Origin of the sequence: Photobacterium sp. GB-1 (assembly GCF_003026165.1) — a bacterium.
GTDB lineage: Bacteria > Pseudomonadota > Gammaproteobacteria > Enterobacterales > Vibrionaceae > Photobacterium.
Genome location: NZ_PYOB01000013.1, coordinates 86146 through 104479 on the forward strand (window position 1 = coordinate 86146; position 18334 = coordinate 104479).

At 42.0% G+C, this 18334-nt stretch carries 22 protein-coding genes; 12 read left to right on the plus strand and 10 right to left on the minus strand.

Annotated features, from left to right (window positions below):
* Nucleotides 1–39: 39 nt before the first annotated feature.
* The 5 genes from surA (at nucleotide 40) to C9J45_RS13590 (ending at nucleotide 4516) form a co-directional block, all read left to right on the plus strand.
* Entirely contained in the window at nucleotides 40–1341 is a 1302-nt protein-coding gene (gene surA, locus C9J45_RS13570; protein ID WP_107207633.1) for a peptidylprolyl isomerase SurA, read from the plus strand.
* 8 nt (nucleotides 1342–1349) lie between these two features.
* Nucleotides 1350–2342, plus strand: coding sequence for a 4-hydroxythreonine-4-phosphate dehydrogenase PdxA (gene pdxA / locus C9J45_RS13575; protein WP_107260875.1), 993 nt, complete (start codon nucleotides 1350–1352; stop codon nucleotides 2340–2342).
* Nucleotides 2339–3163, plus strand: coding sequence for a 16S rRNA (adenine(1518)-N(6)/adenine(1519)-N(6))-dimethyltransferase RsmA (rsmA, locus tag C9J45_RS13580; RefSeq protein WP_107207631.1), 825 nt, complete (start codon nucleotides 2339–2341; stop codon nucleotides 3161–3163). Before pdxA ends, rsmA begins: the two co-directional genes overlap by 4 nt.
* Before the next feature lie 108 nt (nucleotides 3164–3271).
* Entirely contained in the window at nucleotides 3272–3664 is a 393-nt protein-coding gene (gene apaG / locus C9J45_RS13585; RefSeq protein ID WP_369919091.1) for a Co2+/Mg2+ efflux protein ApaG, read from the plus strand.
* 36 nt (nucleotides 3665–3700) lie between these two features.
* Nucleotides 3701–4516, plus strand: a complete 816-nt coding sequence (locus C9J45_RS13590) for a symmetrical bis(5'-nucleosyl)-tetraphosphatase (protein WP_107247489.1) — start codon at nucleotides 3701–3703, stop codon at nucleotides 4514–4516.
* A gap of 61 nt (nucleotides 4517–4577) precedes the next feature.
* Here the strand turns inward: C9J45_RS13590 and folA are convergent, their stop codons facing one another.
* The 7 genes from folA to rplU all read right to left on the minus strand — a co-directional run bounded on the left by folA (nucleotide 4578) and on the right by rplU (nucleotide 9337).
* Nucleotides 4578–5060, minus strand: coding sequence for a type 3 dihydrofolate reductase (gene folA / locus C9J45_RS13595; RefSeq protein ID WP_107260868.1), 483 nt, complete (start codon nucleotides 5058–5060; stop codon nucleotides 4578–4580).
* A gap of 39 nt (nucleotides 5061–5099) precedes the next feature.
* Nucleotides 5100–5576, minus strand: coding sequence for a threonine/serine exporter family protein (locus tag C9J45_RS13600; RefSeq protein WP_045083540.1), 477 nt, complete (start codon nucleotides 5574–5576; stop codon nucleotides 5100–5102).
* Nucleotides 5573–6376 carry a threonine/serine exporter ThrE family protein gene (locus C9J45_RS13605; RefSeq protein ID WP_107207627.1) on the minus strand — a complete coding sequence of 268 codons (804 nt, stop codon included), beginning with the start codon at nucleotides 6374–6376 and terminating at the stop codon, nucleotides 5573–5575. The genes C9J45_RS13600 and C9J45_RS13605 overlap by 4 nt, the downstream gene beginning before the upstream one ends.
* A 127-nt stretch (nucleotides 6377–6503) precedes the next feature.
* Nucleotides 6504–7673: an Obg family GTPase CgtA gene (gene cgtA / locus C9J45_RS13610; RefSeq protein WP_005369899.1), complete on the minus strand. Its 1170-nt coding sequence runs from the start codon at nucleotides 7671–7673 to the stop codon at nucleotides 6504–6506.
* A gap of 83 nt (nucleotides 7674–7756) precedes the next feature.
* Nucleotides 7757–8683, minus strand: a complete 927-nt coding sequence (locus C9J45_RS13615; RefSeq protein WP_005369900.1) for a DMT family transporter — start codon at nucleotides 8681–8683, stop codon at nucleotides 7757–7759.
* Between the two features lie 66 nt (nucleotides 8684–8749).
* Nucleotides 8750–9007 (minus strand): 50S ribosomal protein L27, encoded by a 258-nt coding sequence (rpmA, locus tag C9J45_RS13620; RefSeq protein WP_005369901.1) that lies wholly within the window; start codon nucleotides 9005–9007, stop codon nucleotides 8750–8752.
* 18 nt (nucleotides 9008–9025) lie between these two features.
* Entirely contained in the window at nucleotides 9026–9337 is a 312-nt protein-coding gene (rplU, locus tag C9J45_RS13625) for a 50S ribosomal protein L21 (protein WP_005369904.1), read from the minus strand.
* A 278-nt stretch (nucleotides 9338–9615) separates the two neighbouring features.
* Between rplU and ispB the strand changes: the two genes are divergently transcribed.
* Together ispB and C9J45_RS13635 are read left to right on the plus strand one after the other, a co-directional pair.
* Nucleotides 9616–10587: an octaprenyl diphosphate synthase gene (gene ispB, locus C9J45_RS13630; protein ID WP_107292656.1), complete on the plus strand. Its 972-nt coding sequence runs from the start codon at nucleotides 9616–9618 to the stop codon at nucleotides 10585–10587.
* Between the two features lie 125 nt (nucleotides 10588–10712).
* On the plus strand, nucleotides 10713–10904 hold the full coding sequence (locus tag C9J45_RS13635) for a hypothetical protein (protein ID WP_107207625.1): 192 nt from the start codon (nucleotides 10713–10715) through the stop codon (nucleotides 10902–10904).
* 70 nt (nucleotides 10905–10974) lie between these two features.
* Here the strand turns inward: C9J45_RS13635 and mdh are convergent, their stop codons facing one another.
* Nucleotides 10975–11913: a malate dehydrogenase gene (gene mdh / locus C9J45_RS13640; protein WP_107207624.1), complete on the minus strand. Its 939-nt coding sequence runs from the start codon at nucleotides 11911–11913 to the stop codon at nucleotides 10975–10977.
* 392 nt (nucleotides 11914–12305) lie between these two features.
* On the opposite strand from mdh, the gene argR reads away from it, so the two are divergent.
* Nucleotides 12306–12776: a transcriptional regulator ArgR gene (argR, locus tag C9J45_RS13645; RefSeq protein WP_045083547.1), complete on the plus strand. Its 471-nt coding sequence runs from the start codon at nucleotides 12306–12308 to the stop codon at nucleotides 12774–12776.
* A gap of 261 nt (nucleotides 12777–13037) precedes the next feature.
* Nucleotides 13038–14021: a TAXI family TRAP transporter solute-binding subunit gene (locus C9J45_RS13650; protein ID WP_107260864.1), complete on the plus strand. Its 984-nt coding sequence runs from the start codon at nucleotides 13038–13040 to the stop codon at nucleotides 14019–14021.
* Between the two features lie 40 nt (nucleotides 14022–14061).
* On the opposite strand, the gene C9J45_RS13655 is transcribed toward C9J45_RS13650, so the two are convergent.
* Together C9J45_RS13655 and mpl are read right to left on the minus strand one after the other, a co-directional pair.
* A complete protein-coding gene (locus tag C9J45_RS13655; RefSeq protein ID WP_107207622.1) occupies nucleotides 14062–14679 on the minus strand; it encodes a flavin prenyltransferase UbiX in 618 nt (205 codons plus the stop codon).
* 12 nt (nucleotides 14680–14691) lie between these two features.
* Nucleotides 14692–16044 carry a UDP-N-acetylmuramate:L-alanyl-gamma-D-glutamyl-meso-diaminopimelate ligase gene (gene mpl, locus C9J45_RS13660; protein ID WP_105061285.1) on the minus strand — a complete coding sequence of 451 codons (1353 nt, stop codon included), beginning with the start codon at nucleotides 16042–16044 and terminating at the stop codon, nucleotides 14692–14694.
* 199 nt (nucleotides 16045–16243) lie between these two features.
* Between mpl and fbp the strand changes: the two genes are divergently transcribed.
* From fbp to C9J45_RS13675, 3 genes are all read left to right on the plus strand, one after another.
* Nucleotides 16244–17257, plus strand: a complete 1014-nt coding sequence (fbp, locus tag C9J45_RS13665; RefSeq protein WP_107247493.1) for a class 1 fructose-bisphosphatase — start codon at nucleotides 16244–16246, stop codon at nucleotides 17255–17257.
* 131 nt (nucleotides 17258–17388) lie between these two features.
* Nucleotides 17389–17919: an inorganic diphosphatase gene (ppa, locus tag C9J45_RS13670; protein WP_105059407.1), complete on the plus strand. Its 531-nt coding sequence runs from the start codon at nucleotides 17389–17391 to the stop codon at nucleotides 17917–17919.
* A gap of 36 nt (nucleotides 17920–17955) precedes the next feature.
* On the plus strand, nucleotides 17956–18318 hold the full coding sequence (locus tag C9J45_RS13675; protein WP_107247494.1) for a rhodanese-like domain-containing protein: 363 nt from the start codon (nucleotides 17956–17958) through the stop codon (nucleotides 18316–18318).
* Nucleotides 18319–18334 lie beyond the last annotated feature (16 nt).

The following is an 18334-nucleotide window of genomic DNA, read 5'->3' on the forward strand; positions in this document are numbered from 1 at the left end:
GGCGACACATGTGTCGCCTTATAACCTGATGGAATATAAATGAAAACGTGGAAGTATTCTGTACTTAGTCTAATGATGATGGGTATGTCAGCAACCAGCATGGCAGCACCTCAGGAACTTGACCAAATTGTGATGACTGTTAATGATGGCGTGATCTTACAAAGCGATGTGAGCGCCATGCTAAAAACTGTTCGTCTTAACGCTGCTGAAGAGCACCAACAATTACCGCCTAATAACATTTTACGTCAGCAAGTGATGGATCAACTGATCCTTGAAAACTTACAGATCCAACAAGCTCAGCAGCTAGGGATCCGTATTGATGACAGTCAATTAGATCAAGCGATCGCCGATGTGGCTAAACAACGTAATATGAGCGTAGACCAACTACGTCAAAGCCTTGCTAAAGCAGGAGTTTCTTACTCTATGTTCCGTGAGCAAATGCGTAACGATATGCTAGCCTCTGAAGCGCGTACCATTATTGTTCGTAAACGTGTTAACGTTCTGCCACAAGAAGTTGAGTCTTTAGCCAAACAAATGGCCGAGCAAACTCAACAAAACGTGCAATACAACATTAGTCAAATTCAAATTCGGGTTGATGAAGATGCTGATAAAGCAGCACGTGAGAAAGCAAAACAAGAAGCAGAAGACATTGTTGCTCAACTTAAAAAAGGCGCAAACTTTTCACAACTGGCTTACCGTTATTCAAAAGGACCTAAAGCTCTAAAAGGGGGCGAATGGGGCTGGATGAGTAAAGCAGAAATGCCAACCGTCTTTGCTGATCAGATTAAAAATAACGCTAAAGATGCGATCATTGGGCCATTCCGTAGTGGCGTTGGTTACCACATTTTAAAAATCAACGATGTAAAAGGTATGCCAAACGTCTCTGTTATTGAGGTAAAAGCCCGTCATATTTTAATCAAACCTTCAATGATTCTAAGTGATGCAGCAGCAAAAGCTGAGCTTGAGAAAATTCGCCAAAATATTATTAGCGGTAAACAAACCTTTGCGGCAGCAGCAAAAGCCTACAGCGAAGATCCAGGTTCAGCGGCAAATGGTGGTCAACTAGGCTGGCAAGTACCAGATATGTATGCTCCAGCATTTAAAGAAAAAGTAGAAACGCTACCGATCGATAAAATCAGTGAACCGTTTAAATCTGCATTTGGTTGGCACATTGTTGAAGTTGAAGGGCGTCGCAAAGTCGACCGTACGGATGCTGCAATGAAAAACCGTGCTGCACAAATCATCTTTAACCGTAAATTCAATGAAGAAGCACAGACATGGTTACAAGAACTACGTGCAGGTGCTTACATTGAACCAATGAATACAACCAATAATGGCTAAATAAAGACATGACTGACACACAACGGATTGCAATCACCCCCGGTGAGCCTGCTGGAATAGGCCCAGATTTAGTCATCGCCTTATGCCAAGAAAATTGGCCGCACCAACTTGTTATTTGTGCTGATGCGCAGGTTATGGTAGAACGTGCGGCTAAATTAGGTTTACCACTAACCATTTTACCTTATCAGCCCGATCAACCCGCCCTGCCACATAAAGCAGGAACGATGACGGTTGCGCACATCAATACTGCAGTTGATGTTGTCGCTGGCACGTTAGATGAACGTAATGGCATGTATGTGCTCTCGACGCTTAAACGTGCTGCAGAAGGGTGTATGAATGATGAATTCGCCGCCGTTGTCACCGGCCCTGTACATAAAGGGGTCATTAACCGCGCTGGCGTATCATTTAGTGGCCACACTGAATTTTTTGCTCAACAATCTGACACTGCACAAGTTGTTATGATGCTAGCAACCGAAGGATTAAGCGTCGCGTTAGTGACAACTCATATCCCTCTAAGTCATGTATCACAAGCAATTACAGAAGACAGATTAAAACAGGTGATTCGTATTTTACACGCTGATTTAATCAGTAAATTTGGTATTGAGTCACCAAAAATTTATGTCTGTGGATTAAACCCCCATGCTGGTGAAGATGGTTGCTTAGGGATGGAAGAAATAAATATTATTACTCCTACTCTTGAACAATTACGCCAGCAAGAAAACATGGATCTTATCGGCCCTTTACCGGCCGATACTATTTTCCAAGAAAAATATTTAGCTGATGCCGATACGGTATTAGCCATGTATCACGATCAAGGGCTACCGGTGCTGAAATATAAAGGCTTCGGTAAATCAGTTAACATTACGTTAGGATTGCCCTTCATCCGAACTTCAGTAGATCATGGTACCGCACTGGAACTCGCAGGTACCGGACAGGCAGATACAGGTAGCCTTTGGACAGCGCTATCTCACGCCCTAGAATTGGTAGATAAACAAGCATGAGCAGCGATCAAGTCCATCTAGGTCACCGCGCCCGTAAGCGCTTTGGCCAGAACTTTTTGAAAGACCCTTACATCATTGATGGCATAGTGTCAGCAATTAACCCATTACCAGGTCAAAACTTGGTTGAAATCGGTCCGGGTCTGGGTGCTATCACCGAGCAAGTTGGTAAACTTGTTGATAAATTTACTGTTATCGAACTCGACCGCGATCTTGCAGAACGCCTTGAAAGTCACCCAGATCTAGCTTCCAAGCTAACGATCCACCAAGGCGATGCAATGCGTTTCGACTTCACGCAACTTATTAAAGAAAATAATAAGTTACGTATTTTTGGTAACTTGCCATACAACATTTCGACCCCTTTAATGTTCCACATTTTTGAATTCCACAAAGATGTTGAAGATATGCACTTTATGCTGCAAAAAGAAGTGGTTAACCGTCTTGCAGCAGGCCCTGGTAGCAAAGCATATGGCCGCCTAACGGTAATGGCGCAGTATTACTGCCGCGTGATGCCTGTACTTGAAGTGCCGCCAGAATCTTTTGTACCTGCGCCGAAAGTCGATTCAGCGGTAGTACGTCTAACACCTTACGAAGTGTTGCCGTTCCCATGTACCAACCTAAAATGGCTAGATCGTGTATGTAGAGAGGGCTTTAACCAACGTCGTAAAACGATTCGTAACTGCTATAAAGCACTCTTTACAGCAGAGCAACTTGAAGCACTGGGGGTTAACCCAGGCAATCGCCCAGAGAACATTACCGTTGAACAGTTTGTGGCAATGGCGAACTGGCTTGATGCGAATTACCAAAAAGATGCGAAAGCTTAACCTCATTTAAGTGGATTACACAAAAACCCCGATAGCTTCACGGTTATCGGGGTTTTTCTTTATTTGTGGTTGAATGACGCTAAAATGAGAAGAGATCATAAACAAAGGATGTTGTCTGTGAGTACCACTTCTCCCCCAACCATAAAATGTCATGTCGTTACTCATTACCTCGATGATCAATCCGAGCCTGACAAGAGTCGCTATGTGTTTTCCTATACCATCACTATTCATAATCTTGGTCGTGGGCAAGCACAATTGCTTAAACGCCACTGGTTGATCACCGATGCCAATGGCAAAAAACTAGTGATTGATGGTGATGGTGTTGTGGGTAAACAACCCATAATTCAAGCAAGTGATGACTATACCTACACCAGTGGTACAATTATTGATACCCCGCTTGGTGTGATGCAAGGACATTACATTATGGAAGACGGGGACGGTAATAGCTTTAAAGTTAACATTGCCCCTTTTCGTTTGGCTGTGCCTAACATTATTCACTAGCTGTTTACTTTCACTTTCCTCAATAATGAGAGCAATATGGCAACCTACCTTGTTGGTGATATTCAGGGCTGCTTACCTGATCTAAAAAAACTCCTTGCTCAAGCGCATTTTGATCCTAAGCACGATCACCTTTGGCTTGCTGGCGATCTTGTCGCACGTGGCCCTGAATCATTAGAAACATTACGTTTTGTAAAAGCACTGGGTAATAGTGCACAGGTGATCCTCGGTAATCATGATCTTCACCTATTAGCCGCTTCAAATGGCTTCGCACGTTTAAAAACGAGTGATAAAACTCAAGCCATTTTAGACGCGCCCGATAGCCAAGAATTACTTCATTGGCTACGCCATCAACCATTGCTGGCTGAACATCCTGATTTTCCATTAGTTATGGTACACGCTGGCATTAGCCCACAATGGTCGTTAGCGACGGCGCGTCAACAAGCTCGCCGAGTTGAAGCGACCCTTCAGTCTGAACGTTATGTATGGCTATTAGAAAATATGTATGGTGATGGCCCTGATTTTTGGCAAGAAGAACTTAATGAATTAGAGCAGCTCCGCTATACCATCAACAGTTTTACCCGTATGCGCTTTTGCGAGCCTAACGGACGTTTAGATATGCAGTGTAAAGTAGAGCCAGGAAATCCTGAAGTTGGCAACTTGATCCCGTGGTTTGAAGTAAAGCGCAGTGAGCCGATTGAGAAAACCATTATCTTTGGTCATTGGGCGGCACTCATGGGACATCAAGATAAGCATTGTATTGGGCTTGATACAGGGTGCGTGTGGGGAAACAGTTTAACTATGTTACGCTGGGAAGACGGACAACGCTTTGTTACCGAATGCCCTATTTATTAAATCTTGCCACTTTATCCTATCCAATAATGCCCACTAGCATGGGCATTATTAAACAGTATGATTAATTGCGTTCAAGTACCGTAAAGTCCATCGCATAAGCATTTTTTTCATCTGCTTCATAATGCTCAGACTTCACTTGATGCCACCCCTCTCCCCATTCAGGGAAACGTGTATCACCGTCTAAATTAGCATCAATAAACGTTAAATAAAGACAATTCGCTTTTGGTAAACACGCTTGGTAAATACTACCACCACCGATGATCATTACTTCTTCTACATCACCAGCGGCTTGTATTGCAGCTTCTATATCGCTCACAACAGTGATCCCTTCGGCATGAAACTCAGGGTTACGGGTGATCACAATGTTATGACGACCTGGAAGCGGGCGACCAATAGATTCAAACGTTTTGCGCCCCATTATCACAGGCTTTCCTAAAGTACATTGCTTAAACCAAGCAAAATCAGCGGGTAAATGCCATGGCATCGCATTTTCTTTGCCAATTACTCGATCATGCGCCATTGCGGCGATCATACTGATCTTCATCTTCAGGAAACTCCTTTTTAATATTTGTGATGCTATAGGTTACACCACAGGTCGACGGCGATAAAACAATAATCCCGGCATAGCTAACCCAATGGCTAATGCAGCAACAATAAAGATCGCTTTAAGCAAATTCTCAATCATCACTCCCCATAATTCCATTGAAAAACCACGATGATTAATTTCAACAATCGCAATCATTGCTTTATAAGTAAAAACGCCAGGTACCATAGGGATCATTGCTGCGACAGTAAAGACTTTGGGATGAGCTAAAAAGCGATGCGACCAATGCACACCAATCATACCAACAAGAGTAGCTGCTGCAAATGTAGCCCACTCAATAGGCATTCCCCAGTGCATTAAAAGAAAACGAGTGCCATGCCCTAACGCCCCTCCAATGGCACAATATTTCAGTGCCTTTGGTGGGACATTAAAGACTAATGCAAAGCCAACGGCTGGGATCATAGCGAAAAACATATCATTACCTAGCGCCAGCATTAGTGAGATCAGATCATTCATAGTAACCATCCCCACACATCCAGCACATTCATCGCAGCAACAATACCAATACAAGCGGCAAGTGTTAGTAAACTCGCCATCGTCCACCGTGCTAATCCCATTGAAGGGTAACCTTTTACCATATCAGCAACGGCATTGATCAAAGGAAAACCCGGTACCAACATCAGTACAGACGAAGCCATCGCTAAAAAAGGTTTATCACCAATTTGATAAACTTGTCCAAGACCTGAAATTAATGTGGTAACAAAGGCGGTAAAAGCAAAATTAATCAAAGGATTAAAATGACAATGTGCAATCTCTTGGCGAACAAACATACCAATAGATGAAGCCAGAAAAGTCAGGCAAAAAACTGGCCAATCCCCCCCAGCTAAACGGCTAAAAGAAGCACAAGATAGACCAATCATAATAATCACCAATAAGCGGTGATAACGCTGAGGTTGGATTTGTTCTAATTTGTGGTGAACATCATAACGATCAAGCAGTCCACGCTCAGTTAAAATACAGATCCGTTGAATGTCCGTCACGATCTGCATATTGATCCCACTATCTTGGCAACGCCGCGTGGTCGTAATACAACTTCCCTGATGACGTGTACTGATCACCATCGAACTAGCAGATAATGAGACCTCAACACTTTCAACCCCAAGCGCCAAACCAAGTCGACTTGTCACATCTGCCACTAAGGTACTTTCTGCGCCATGCTGTAAAAGACGTTGACCTGCAGATATCACAAGCCGTGTTATGTCTCTTTGTTCAGATTCTGAGAGTGAAGTAATAATACCGTCCTTATGAGTTGCCATTTATCATCCATTAATATTGCGCATTTATTATCCTATTAGAGTACCGAATAACTCCTGCATCCATTTTGATTAAGCACAAAAAAAGCCGTACCTCACGGTACGGCTTCCTCTACACAATCAGACTTGATTATGGCTTGTAGATGATTTCAACATCGTAATCATCTTCATTCCAATCATCCCAATCATCATCGTCGTCTTCATCCTGCGCTTTCTTAATTTGCTCAGCGTGGTAATCATCCCACTTGAAGTCAACTTTATCTTCTTTCTCTTCTGGCTCGTATTTGATCTTAGGCATAGCATCAATCGCTTCCATCAGATCATACGTTAGCTCTTTCGTACCGGTACGGTTTAGTGCAGAGATACTGTAGTACTTATCTTCCCAAGCAAGGGCTTCTAATACTTCAGTCATTTTCTCTTGCGCTTCTTCTTCATCAAGCAAGTCAGCTTTGTTAAATACAATCCAACGCGGCTTATTGCCTAGCTTATCACTGTATTGCTCAAGCTCATTGATGATAGTGAATGCATTTTCTACCGGATCAGAGCCATCAGCAGGCAGTAGATCAATCATGTGAAGTAATACACGACAACGCTCTAGGTGCTTAAGGAAACGAATACCTAAACCAGCGCCGTCTGCCGCACCTTCAATCAGACCAGGAATATCAGCAACAACGAAATTACGCTCTGCATCAACACGTACAACACCTAAGCTTGGTACTAACGTAGTGAATGGGTAATCCGCTACTTTCGGCTTAGCTGCCGATACAGAGCGAATAAAGGTCGATTTACCTGCGTTAGGTAAACCTAACATACCTACATCAGCCAAAAGCAGCAATTCTAGGCGAAGATGACGAACCTCACCTAAACTCCCCATTGTCTTTTGACGAGGTGCGCGGTTTACAGATGATTTAAAACGGGTGTTACCTAGGCCATGGAAACCGCCTTTAGCAACCATCACTTTCATGCCGTGTTCAGTCAGATCGGCAATCACTTCACCTGTATCGTCATCAACTGCACGTGTGCCTACAGGTACTGTCAGTATTTTATCGGCACCACGTTTACCCGTACAGTTACCACCACGACCATTTTCACCACGCTCTGCGGCATGGAAACGTTCAAAACGATAATCGATCAGGGTGTTAAAGTTTTCATCAGCAAAGAGGTAAACGTCACCGCCGTCACCACCATCACCGCCATCAGGACCACCTTTAGGAATGTACTTTTCAGTACGAAAACTCACTACGCCGTTACCACCGTCACCGGCATCAACTTTGATAACTGCTTCATCTATAAACTTCATTCTTTTCTCCGCACTGTGGCGTTTAACATACAGCCATGATCACTAACTCATCATGGCGTAGTAATTATTGTCATCGACCTAGATTATTTGTGCTGGCGAATAAATTTATGGCCTATAGCACAGCATATCGCACCACTTACCACCACCATCGCACCAAGGTAACCCCAGATGTTCAACGTTACTGGCGCAACGTATTGTGGTAGAGCAAGGCTCGCAAGATCGACAAATAATATCGTAAACAAAGGAGTCAGTGTGATCACTGCACTCACTTGTGAGGCTTGCCAGCGTGACATCGCTTCAGCGAAAGCACCATAGCCAACAAGCGTATTAATACAACAGAATGCCAACATCGCAAGTTGACGATTATCCATTGCATAGATTTGTTCTGGTTGCGCTACTGGCGTAAGGATCAAAGCACAGATCACATAGATCATCAGCAAAATTTGCGCTGATGTAAATTGCTTTAATAACCACTTCTGCGCAAGGCCATATATTACCCACACAATAGCAGCCGCCACAGCTAAACTCACACCTAAAGTATAACCAGAAAAACTGGTAAATAACTCAATTAAGCGTTCATTAAAAAACAGTAGTAAGCCAGCCAATAAACAAATCACACCAATAATCTGGTGCTTAGCAAGCTTTTCTTTAAATACCCATGCACTGGTCACCAATAAGCCCACTGGAGCTAATTGAATGATTACCTGTACCACAGGTGGATTAAGATATTTTAGCGAGCTATTGAACAGGACAAAGTTACCCGCAAGACCAATACTTGCAATCAGTAACACTAGCCCACCAGCTCGGCCTAAATTTGAAATTGTTGGTAACTGCTTTTTCCAGCTTAATAATAAACCTAAACCGACAGATGCCGTAATAAAGCGATACCAAACAATAGTGAAAGGGTCCATCACTTCAACAGCTTGCTTCATTGCTATTGGTAACGCGCCCCAAAAGACAGCCGTTGTTAATGCAAGAAAAAAACCGATCATTGGGCCACGATCTCGCATAAACCCTCCAGATATAAAAAGCCCCGCCAATAGGCAGGGCTTTAATCTTCGTGTCAAAGTTGAATATTATTCAGCTTCGATAGATACGAATTTACGGTTCTTAGGACCTTTAACTTCGAACTTCACTTTACCATCAGATAGAGCGAATAGAGTGTGGTCTTTACCTAGGCCAACATTGTTACCAGCGTGGAACTTAGTACCACGTTGACGAACGATGATGTTACCTGCTAGAACTGATTCGCCACCAAAACGCTTAACACCTAGGCGTTTGCTTTCTGAATCGCGACCGTTGTTAGTAGAACCGCCAGCTTTTTTGTGTGCCATCTTTAAATTCTCCTATTATTAAGCGCTGATGCCAGTAATTTTGACTTCAGTGAACCACTGACGGTGGCCCATTTGCTTACGAGAGTGCTTACGACGACGGAACTTAACGATTTTAACTTTATCGCCACGACCGTGAGTAACAACTTCAGCAGTTACTTTACCGCCAGCCACAAAAGGTGCGCCTACAGATACTTCTTCGCCATTAGCTACTAAAAGTACTGAGTCAAATTCAATGCTAGCGCCAGTTTCAGCGTCTAGTTTTTCTAAGCGTAAGGTTTGGCCTTCGCTTACACGGTGTTGTTTACCACCACTTTGGAAAACAGCGTACATGTCTTACTCCGCTTGTCCGCATAGGCCATTTGCCACATAAAAAAGGCAATGGGTATGCGCTTAATCTTGTCATCAATAGGGCGCGAATGTTACGCGAAAAGAGTTATTCTGGCAAGCCATTATAGAAAGAAAATTGATGAAAAGCTGCTCAACAAAAAAAGTCTTTGAAATAGCGCACGTTGGGGTTATGACGATAGTGCTATTTTAGTGTAAGATTCGATAAACCATTCGAATCACTTTACCGCCCTACGTGGCCAACAATCTTGCTGGATGTATTAATGGATTTCAAAGCTATCCAAGCGCTCACCGCCAACGATATGGCCGAGGTCGACGCGAAGATACAAGCACAACTTAACTCAGAGGTTGTGCTTATCAATCAACTAGGCTTCTACATTGTCAGTAGTGGTGGCAAACGTCTACGCCCAATGCTGGCTGTTTTGGCAGCGCGAGCTTTGGGCTATGACGGTGATCAACACACTACAGCTGCTGCTTTTATTGAATTTATTCATACAGCAACATTATTACACGATGATGTTGTCGATGAATCAAACATGCGTCGTGGTAAAGAAACAGCCAACGCAGCGTTTGGTAATGCAGCCAGTGTTTTAGTCGGTGACTACATTTACACACGTTCATTTCAAATGATGACTAGCCTACGATCATTAAAGATCCTCGACATCATGAGTGAAGCAACCAATGTGATCGCTGAAGGTGAAGTTCTACAATTAATGAATTGTAATGATCCTAACACCACCGAAGATAGCTACATGCAAGTGATCTATTCAAAAACAGCACGCTTGTTTGAAGCTTCAACTCAAATCGCAGCCATTATTGCCCAAGCACCAGCTGAAATTGAGTTAGCACTTCAAGAATACGGTCGTTATTTAGGCACGGCATTCCAACTTATCGACGATGTATTAGATTACATTGCTGATGGTAAAGAAATGGGGAAAAACGTCGGTGACGATTTAGCAGAAGGTAAGCCAACTTTACCACTGCTCCATGCTATGCACCATGGTAATACCGAGCAATCAACCATGATTCGCGAAGCTATTGAAAAAGCAAATGGGATGGAAAAGCTTGATGCTATTTTAGCTGCTATGCACGAACATGGTTCACTTGAGTACACCCAACAACGTGCAGAAGAAGAAGCAGAGAAAGCCATTGCGGCTTTAGCACCTATTGCAGACTCTAAGTACAAAGAAGCCTTAGTTGCACTAGCACACATGGCTGTACAGCGTAATAAATAAGTCTTCAATTTAGCATCATAGAGCCTGCCAATGTGGCAGGTTTTTTTATCTCTAAAAATCAGATGATCACTATGATTTATAATTGGTATTAGTTTATTTCTTTTGCTGGTAAGTGGGAGTGAATAATGGAAATAACCCAATTAAAGATTGGTATGTGGGTAGAATCATTACATGGCGTGGGGAAAGTGATCGGCATTGATCAACAAAATAACGCCGTAATCATTGAGCATAAGAACGATCATCAACTGCGTTCCATTGAATGCAACGAGATCACTGATCAACCGCAATTGCACACAGGCTGTGATCGTTATTATTAGAAAAGACTTCTCGCAGGCAATAAAAAAGCGGCTTAATCGCCGCTTTTTCTTATTCTACTATTCAAGCTGGTTACTTTGCAGCGAACTCTTCGCCTAGAGCAATATCACCCTTAAGCGTATCTAGCATGCTGTCCATCGCGGATTGCTCAAAGTCACTTAATGAACCGTAATCCATTACTTCTTCAATACCATCTTTACCCAACAATACAGGTTGTGCGAAGAAACGTGCATGCTGCCCATCACCTTCAACGTAAGCACATTCAACAACACCTTGCTCACCTTGTAATGCACGTACTAGCGCTAAACCAAAACGACATGCCGCTTGGCCCATAGACAAGGTTGCTGAGCCGCCACCCGCCTTTGCTTCAACAACTTCAGTACCTGCATTTTGAATACGTGGTGTTAATGCTTTTACTTCTTCGTCAGTAAACTCAACACCTTCAACTTGTGATAGCAACGGTAAAATAGTTACACCTGAGTGACCACCAATTACTGGAACACTAATATCACAAGGCGACTTATCTTTTAATTCAGCAACAAACGTCTCAGAGCGGATAACATCAAGTGTTGTAATACCAAACAGCTTACGCTTGTTATACACACCTGCTTTTTTAAGTACATCAGCTGCGATAGGCACTGTTGTATTTACAGGGTTAGTAATAATACCAATACAAGCATCAGGACATACTACAGCAATTTTTTCTGCTAGAGATTTAACAATACCGGCATTTACATTGAAAAGATCAGCACGATCCATACCCGGTTTACGCGCTACACCTGCAGAAATAAGGACAACGTCAGCGCCTTCTAATGCTGGAGTAGGATCTTCACCTGCATAACCTTTAATAGTTACAGGGGTTGGGATATGGCTAAGATCGGCTGCAACACCAGGCGTTACTGGTGCAATGTCATATAGAGCAAGATCTGAACCTGCTGGAAGATGGTTTTTTAATAGCAGAGCAAGAGCTTGACCGATTCCACCAGCAGCGCCAATTACAGCAACTTTCATGTTCGTTCTCCTTTACGATAGAAGTATCTTTTTTTATTAATACATCTTACTTAAGCCAATTTTCATTGCATAAGATAAGCACAATAGAAGGACGTTATAGCAAGCCGATAACAAATACAATCTTCAGCCGCGCGCTTTGCGAAGTTGCGCAGAAACCCTTTTTTTTCATCCGATCTTGTCACAACAAAAACAACTTTCATGCAAAAAAGTGAGAATTTAAGCAGTTTTAAACAAATGTTATCTAATAAAAACAACGACAAAGATTATTTCTTACCTTATGCTGAACATTAACACCTGATAATACAAAAATCAGATTTCATGCAGTTTGTTTGCTACTTAGTGATAGGTTATGCAAAAATACCCCACCTCATCTCTGTAGATAATATTTATTTATGCGAAATTCAGATAAACAAGAGCGCTTAGTAAAAGCGTTTAAACTCATTCTAAAAGAAGAAAAATTCAGTTCTCAAGGTGAGATTGTTGATACATTGAAAGCGCAAGGTTTCGATAATATCAACCAGTCTAAAGTTTCTCGTATGCTGACGAAATTCGGTGCAGTACGAACACGCAATGCAAAAATGGAAATGGTGTATTGCTTACCTGTTGAACTCGGCGTACCCACAACAAGCAGCCCATTAAAAGATCTTGTCATGGATGTTGGTTATAACAGCGCACTTGTTGTTATTCACACAGGTCCAGGCGCTGCACAAGTGATTGCTCGCTTATTAGATTCTTTAGGTAAAGCCGAAGGCATCCTTGGCGTAGTTGCGGGTGATGATACGATCTTTATTACACCAACGAGTAGCGTAACAGCAGAAGAGCTTTACGATTCTGTTTGTGAACTATTTGATTACAGTAAGTAATACCTTGGGTCTATTTATTTTCATCATTGAGTGACATAACAAATAGACCCGGCTCTTTGCCTACTTTTATTCCCTATCTCTGACTCTTGTTCTTTATTTCAAGTTTATCTCTTTTCATCTTGCTTATTACTTAATTTGAGTGGTGAAGCACAGACAAAAAAACCTCAGACTACTGTCATTTGTTATGATAAATAGCAAAAATATTCTTTAATACGCTCTCATTCGTATCCATTGACCATCATGATTAGAAAGGATTCATTCATGACATTAAAGAAAAGAATGATGCTTGGGCTATTTAGTTTAAGTTGTTATTTCATCGTATCGACAGCACACGCTCAACGTTTTATCACAATTGGCACAGGACCTATCAATGGTGTTTATTACCCTGCAGGCGGTGCGATTTGTAAATTAGTGAATCAAGGACGACTGCAACATAATCTGCGTTGTTTGGTTGAATCAACCACCGGCTCTATCTACAACATCAATAAACTCAAAGATAAACAATTTGAATTTAGTGTTGTTCAATCTGATTGGCAATTTCATGGCTATAACGGTACGAACCAGTTTAAAGACCAAGGTCCTTATAGCAAGATGAGGGCTATCTTTTCACTACATGATGAGCCTTTTAATATTATTGTTCGTAAAGATTCAGGCATAAATAATCTTGATGATCTTAAAGGAAAGCGGATCAATATTGGTGAGGCAGGATCAGGCGATCGAGCAACCATGGAAATTGTTATGGATAGCCTTGGTTGGACATATTCTGATTTTAAGCTTATCTCGATCCCAGCCGAGGAACGCTCAGAAGCACTATGTAATAACAAAATTGATGCGTATATCAATCTTGTTGGCCATCCAAACGGGGCAATAAAAGAAGCCGCAGTCTATTGTAATGCGAAATTAATTCCAACCACTGGGACAAATATCGAAAAGATCATTGCCGATCATCCTTTTTATACCAAATCAATGACTCCTAAAGGTTTTTATAAGGGAATTAAAGGGGATACTGAAAGTTTTGGCGTGTCAGCAACATTAATTTCAAGTACAGATGTCTCTGAAGAAACCGTTTATGCGCTAACAAAATCTATCTTTAACAATTTTGATACCTTTAAACGACTTCATCCTGCCTTTGCCAATTTAACTAAGGCTGACATGCTCCAAAACGGATTATCGGTTCCTTTCCATCCAGGTGCTGTACGTTATTATCAAGAAGCTGGATTTTTTCCCTCTAACGAACAAGATTAAAAAAGCCCGTAAGATTAATTACGGGCTTAAATATTTAACATTATGCGCGTTGATCATATCCCCATCGCGGGACTAAACCTTGCTTAACGCCTAAATGATCCAAGATCCTTGCGACCATAAAATCAATTAAATCATCAATCGATTGTGGTTGATGATAAAAGCCAGGAGCGGCAGGCATGATAGTAGCCCCAAGCTGAGAAAGCTTAAGCATATTTTCTAAATGAATGGTCGAAAATGGTGTTTCACGTACCACCAGCACCAATTGACCACGTTCTTTAATCACTACATCAGCAGCACGCTCAATCAAATTTTCTGACATGCCATAAGCAATGGAAGCCAAGGATCCAGCCGAGCATGGGCAAACAACCATTTGTTTCGGTGCAGCAGAGCCAGACGCAACAGGAGAAAACCAATCATCTTTGCCACAAACAGTTAATTTATCAGCATTACCATTTAAATGAACCGCTAATTGTTCTCGTGCTTTATCAGGCGATGCTGATAATTTCAAACCATGCTCTGTTGCTAAAACCACACGTGCCGCAGATGAAATCAATAAATACACCTGATAATCAGCCGCTAATAAACATTCTAATAAACGTAGTCCGTAAGGTGCACCCGATGCGCCTGTCCATGCTAGCGTTATACGTTTATCTGTCATTACGTTTTCCTATTATTTAGCTAGTGCTGCCAATAACTTATCATGAATACCACCAAAACCACCGTTACTCATCACTAAAATAGTATCGCCCGGTTGTGCTTTGTTTGTAATGTTATTGACCAAATCATCTAAATCTGCGCTGCAATAAGCAGGCTGTGAACATTGCTCAGCAATCTCTTCTACTGACCATGGAATATTTGGCGGTTGGAAGAAAAAAACTTCATCTGCAGCATGTAAAGAAGGAGCAAGATCATCTTTATGTACCCCTAACTTCATGGTGTTAGAGCGAGGTTCTAATACGGCTAAAATACGCGATTGGTTCACCTTTGCACGTAACCCACCTAACGTTAACTCGATAGCGGTTGGGTGATGAGCAAAATCATCATAAACCGTTACACCGTTAACTTCGCCTTTAAGCTCAAGACGACGCTTAGTATTAATAAATTTAGCTAAGGCTTCACATGCAAGATCTGGCGTAACTCCAACATGGCGTGCCGCAGCGATAGCCATTAAGGCATTATTAACGTTGTGATCACCCACTAAAGGCCAATGTACGGTACCCACCATATCGCTATCTAAATACACATCAAATACACTGCCATCGGCATGGTGCTTTTCTGCGCGCCAGTGTCCATCACCACCAATATATTCCAATTCACTCCAGCAGCCCATCTCTAGCGTTTCATCAATATTTTTCACCCCTTTTGGCGCTAAAATGCGACCATTACCAGGCACTGTACGTACGAGATGATGGAACTGACGTTGGATAGCTTTAAGATCATCGAAAATATCAGCATGATCAAATTCCAAATTATTCATGATTAAGGTTCTAGGATGGTAATGTACAAACTTCGAACGCTTATCAAAAAAAGCACTGTCATATTCATCCGCTTCCACCACGAAGAACATGCTTTCCCCTAAACGCGCTGAAATACCGAAGTTCCCCAGCACACCACCGACTAAAAACCCCGGTTGATAACCACAATCTTCCAAAATCCACGCCAACATGCTTGCTGTTGTTGTTTTACCGTGAGTGCCCGATACCGCCATTACCCAACGATCATGTAATAAATACTCTTGTAACCATTGTGGGCCTGAGGTGTAACGTAGATTGCTGTTAAGGACATACTCAACACAAGGGTTACCACGACTCATTGCATTACCAATCACCACGAGATCAGGAGCAGGATCAAGTTGTTTCGGATCATACCCTTGGATAATTTCAATACCTTGGGCTTCTAACATGGTACTCATCGGTGGATACACATTGGCGTCAGAGCCAGTGACTTTATGGCCTAACTGCCTTGCAAGCATTGCAGCACCGCCCATGAATGTACCGCAAATACCTAAAATATGAATATGCATTGCTGCTGGCTCCGTGATTAATTCGGTTAGTTTCACGCTTTCACGTTACTTCGTTACCATAAAAAAGATCTTTATATACAATTTCTTATATAACAAAAAATACGATTTAGCACTTCCACTCACCCGCAGGTGAGTTTATCAAGTGCTATATTCTACTCTCTTCACCCGATTATATGACAACATGATGAAAGGAATGTTTATGACTGATATTAGAACGCTTGGTGAATTCATTGTCGAGAAACAGAGTGACTTTCCTCATGCAAGTGGCGAGCTTTCATCCCTATTAGGGTCAATTAAACTCGCAGCTAAAATCGTCAACCGAGAAATTAACAAAGCAGGATTGGTCGATATTACAGGTACGGTCGGCGAGAACAACATCCAAGGCGAAGAGCAACAAAAGCTCGATGTCTATGCCAACGATAAATTTAAAGCCGCTCTTGAAGCAAGGGATCAAGTCTGTGGTATTGCGAGTGAAGAAGAAGATGAAGCTGTTGGATTTGATAAGCCATTAAATTTAAATGCAAAATACGTTGTTTTAATGGACCCACTCGATGGTTCATCTAATATTGATGTTAACGTCTCTGTGGGAACGATATTTTCCATTTATCGCCGAGTTTCCCCTGTCGGCTCTCCTCCAACAAAAGAAGACTTTCTGCAAACCGGCAACCAACAAGTTGCTGCTGGGTATGTCATTTATGGCTCATCCACTATGCTCGTTTATACCACGGGCAATGGTGTTCATGGTTTTACCTATGATCCCTCATTAGGGAGTTTTTGTCTCTCTCATGAGAATATGACCATTCCACAAGATGGCGTCATTTACTCGATTAACGAAGGTAATTACATTCGTTTTCCTACCGGTGTAAAACAGTACATTAAATATTGCCAAGAAGCTGTGCCAGAAGAAAAACGACCTTACACATCACGCTACATAGGCTCGTTAGTTGCTGACTTTCATCGTAATTTATTAAAAGGTGGGATTTATCTCTACCCAAGTACCGCCAGTTACCCTAATGGTAAGTTACGTTTACTTTACGAATGTAATCCCATGGCATTTATTGTCGAGCAGGCTGGCGGTAAAGCAACGAATGGTTTTCAGCGGATCTTAGATATTCCACCAACCGAACTACATCAGCGCGTACCCTTTTTTGTTGGCTCAACCAATATGGTCGAAAAAGTCGAAAGTTTGTTACGTGAATATCCAGAAAACTAACTGTTAACTCGATACATGTCGCGCATTTAAAGGCGCGACACATCAACGATGATGATTTGCTTTTGTTTTTGTTTACATTCATTATAATTTTAACAAACAACACATTTCATTAACCTTAGAAGGAATTAGTCATGAGCCTTAATCAGGTCCCTGCTGGCAAGGATATCCCAGAAGATATTTACGTTGTTATTGAAATCCCTGCAAATGCAGATCCGATTAAATATGAAGTAGACAAAGACAGTGGTGCTATTTTTGTTGACCGTTTTATGTCTAGCCCGATGTTTTATCCGTGTAACTATGGTTACGTTAACCACACGCTATCGCTTGATGGTGATCCGGTCGATGTACTCGTACCAACGCCACATCCACTCGTTCCGGGCGCAGTGATCCGCTGTCGTCCTGTTGGCGTGTTGAAGATGACAGATGAATCAGGTGAAGATGCAAAAATCGTTGCCGTGCCTCACAGCAAACTAAGTAAAGAATATGATCATATCCAAGATGTGAATGATCTGCCTGAATTACTTAAAGCACAAATCACTCACTTCTTCGAGCGCTACAAAGAGCTTGAGCCAAACAAGTGGGTAAAAGTAGAAGGCTGGGATAATGCAGAAGCAGCAAAAGCTGAAATTCTGACTTCCTTTGAACGTGCTCAAAAAAAGTAATTAGCTAATAACACTTATTAATAGCGGTAAAATATAATGAAAAATAAACGTGGTTTACTCGCGGTATTTTTAACTTTTTTTACCGCTATTTCATTTGCTAAAAATGTCACCCCAGATGAATTTTGGCAACTAGAGCAAGCACATAACCCTATCATTGTTGATGTAAGAACAGCCGATGAATTTGCCGCTGGACATATTCCTAACGCTGTTAACATTCCTTTTGAACAGATCGCTACAATTTCAGAATATTTGACAGACAAGTCCAAACCGATATTACTCTACTGCCGCTCAGGCCGACGTGCTGAAATAGCAGAAGCTGAGTTATATTCTCTTGGCTATAAAAACACATTTAACGGCATAAGTTACCAACAACTCCTCCGAACTAAACCAAAGGACTAAACGCATGCTACAAACA

Coding starts and splice junctions, on each gene's coding strand:
- argR (WP_045083547.1), top strand. CDS start 12,306: ATGCGAAATTCAGATAAACAAGAGCGCTTAGTAAAAGCGTTTAAACTC.
- C9J45_RS13615 (WP_005369900.1), bottom strand. CDS start 8,683: ATGCGAGATCGTGGCCCAATGATCGGTTTTTTTCTTGCATTAACAACG.
- folA (WP_107260868.1), bottom strand. CDS start 5,060: ATGAAGATCAGTATGATCGCCGCAATGGCGCATGATCGAGTAATTGGC.
- surA (WP_107207633.1), top strand. CDS start 40: ATGAAAACGTGGAAGTATTCTGTACTTAGTCTAATGATGATGGGTATG.
- C9J45_RS13675 (WP_107247494.1), top strand. CDS start 17,956: ATGAAAAATAAACGTGGTTTACTCGCGGTATTTTTAACTTTTTTTACC.
- C9J45_RS13655 (WP_107207622.1), bottom strand. CDS start 14,679: ATGACAGATAAACGTATAACGCTAGCATGGACAGGCGCATCGGGTGCA.
- cgtA (WP_005369899.1), bottom strand. CDS start 7,673: ATGAAGTTTATAGATGAAGCAGTTATCAAAGTTGATGCCGGTGACGGT.
- C9J45_RS13605 (WP_107207627.1), bottom strand. CDS start 6,376: ATGGCAACTCATAAGGACGGTATTATTACTTCACTCTCAGAATCTGAA.
- ispB (WP_107292656.1), top strand. CDS start 9,616: ATGGATTTCAAAGCTATCCAAGCGCTCACCGCCAACGATATGGCCGAG.
- pdxA (WP_107260875.1), top strand. CDS start 1,350: ATGACTGACACACAACGGATTGCAATCACCCCCGGTGAGCCTGCTGGA.
- rplU (WP_005369904.1), bottom strand. CDS start 9,337: ATGTACGCTGTTTTCCAAAGTGGTGGTAAACAACACCGTGTAAGCGAA.
- fbp (WP_107247493.1), top strand. CDS start 16,244: ATGACTGATATTAGAACGCTTGGTGAATTCATTGTCGAGAAACAGAGT.
- C9J45_RS13590 (WP_107247489.1), top strand. CDS start 3,701: ATGGCAACCTACCTTGTTGGTGATATTCAGGGCTGCTTACCTGATCTA.
- rpmA (WP_005369901.1), bottom strand. CDS start 9,007: ATGGCACACAAAAAAGCTGGCGGTTCTACTAACAACGGTCGCGATTCA.
- apaG (WP_369919091.1), top strand. CDS start 3,272: ATGTTGTCTGTGAGTACCACTTCTCCCCCAACCATAAAATGTCATGTC.
- C9J45_RS13635 (WP_107207625.1), top strand. CDS start 10,713: ATGGAAATAACCCAATTAAAGATTGGTATGTGGGTAGAATCATTACAT.
- mpl (WP_105061285.1), bottom strand. CDS start 16,044: ATGCATATTCATATTTTAGGTATTTGCGGTACATTCATGGGCGGTGCT.
- ppa (WP_105059407.1), top strand. CDS start 17,389: ATGAGCCTTAATCAGGTCCCTGCTGGCAAGGATATCCCAGAAGATATT.
- C9J45_RS13650 (WP_107260864.1), top strand. CDS start 13,038: ATGACATTAAAGAAAAGAATGATGCTTGGGCTATTTAGTTTAAGTTGT.
- C9J45_RS13600 (WP_045083540.1), bottom strand. CDS start 5,576: ATGAATGATCTGATCTCACTAATGCTGGCGCTAGGTAATGATATGTTT.
- rsmA (WP_107207631.1), top strand. CDS start 2,339: ATGAGCAGCGATCAAGTCCATCTAGGTCACCGCGCCCGTAAGCGCTTT.
- mdh (WP_107207624.1), bottom strand. CDS start 11,913: ATGAAAGTTGCTGTAATTGGCGCTGCTGGTGGAATCGGTCAAGCTCTT.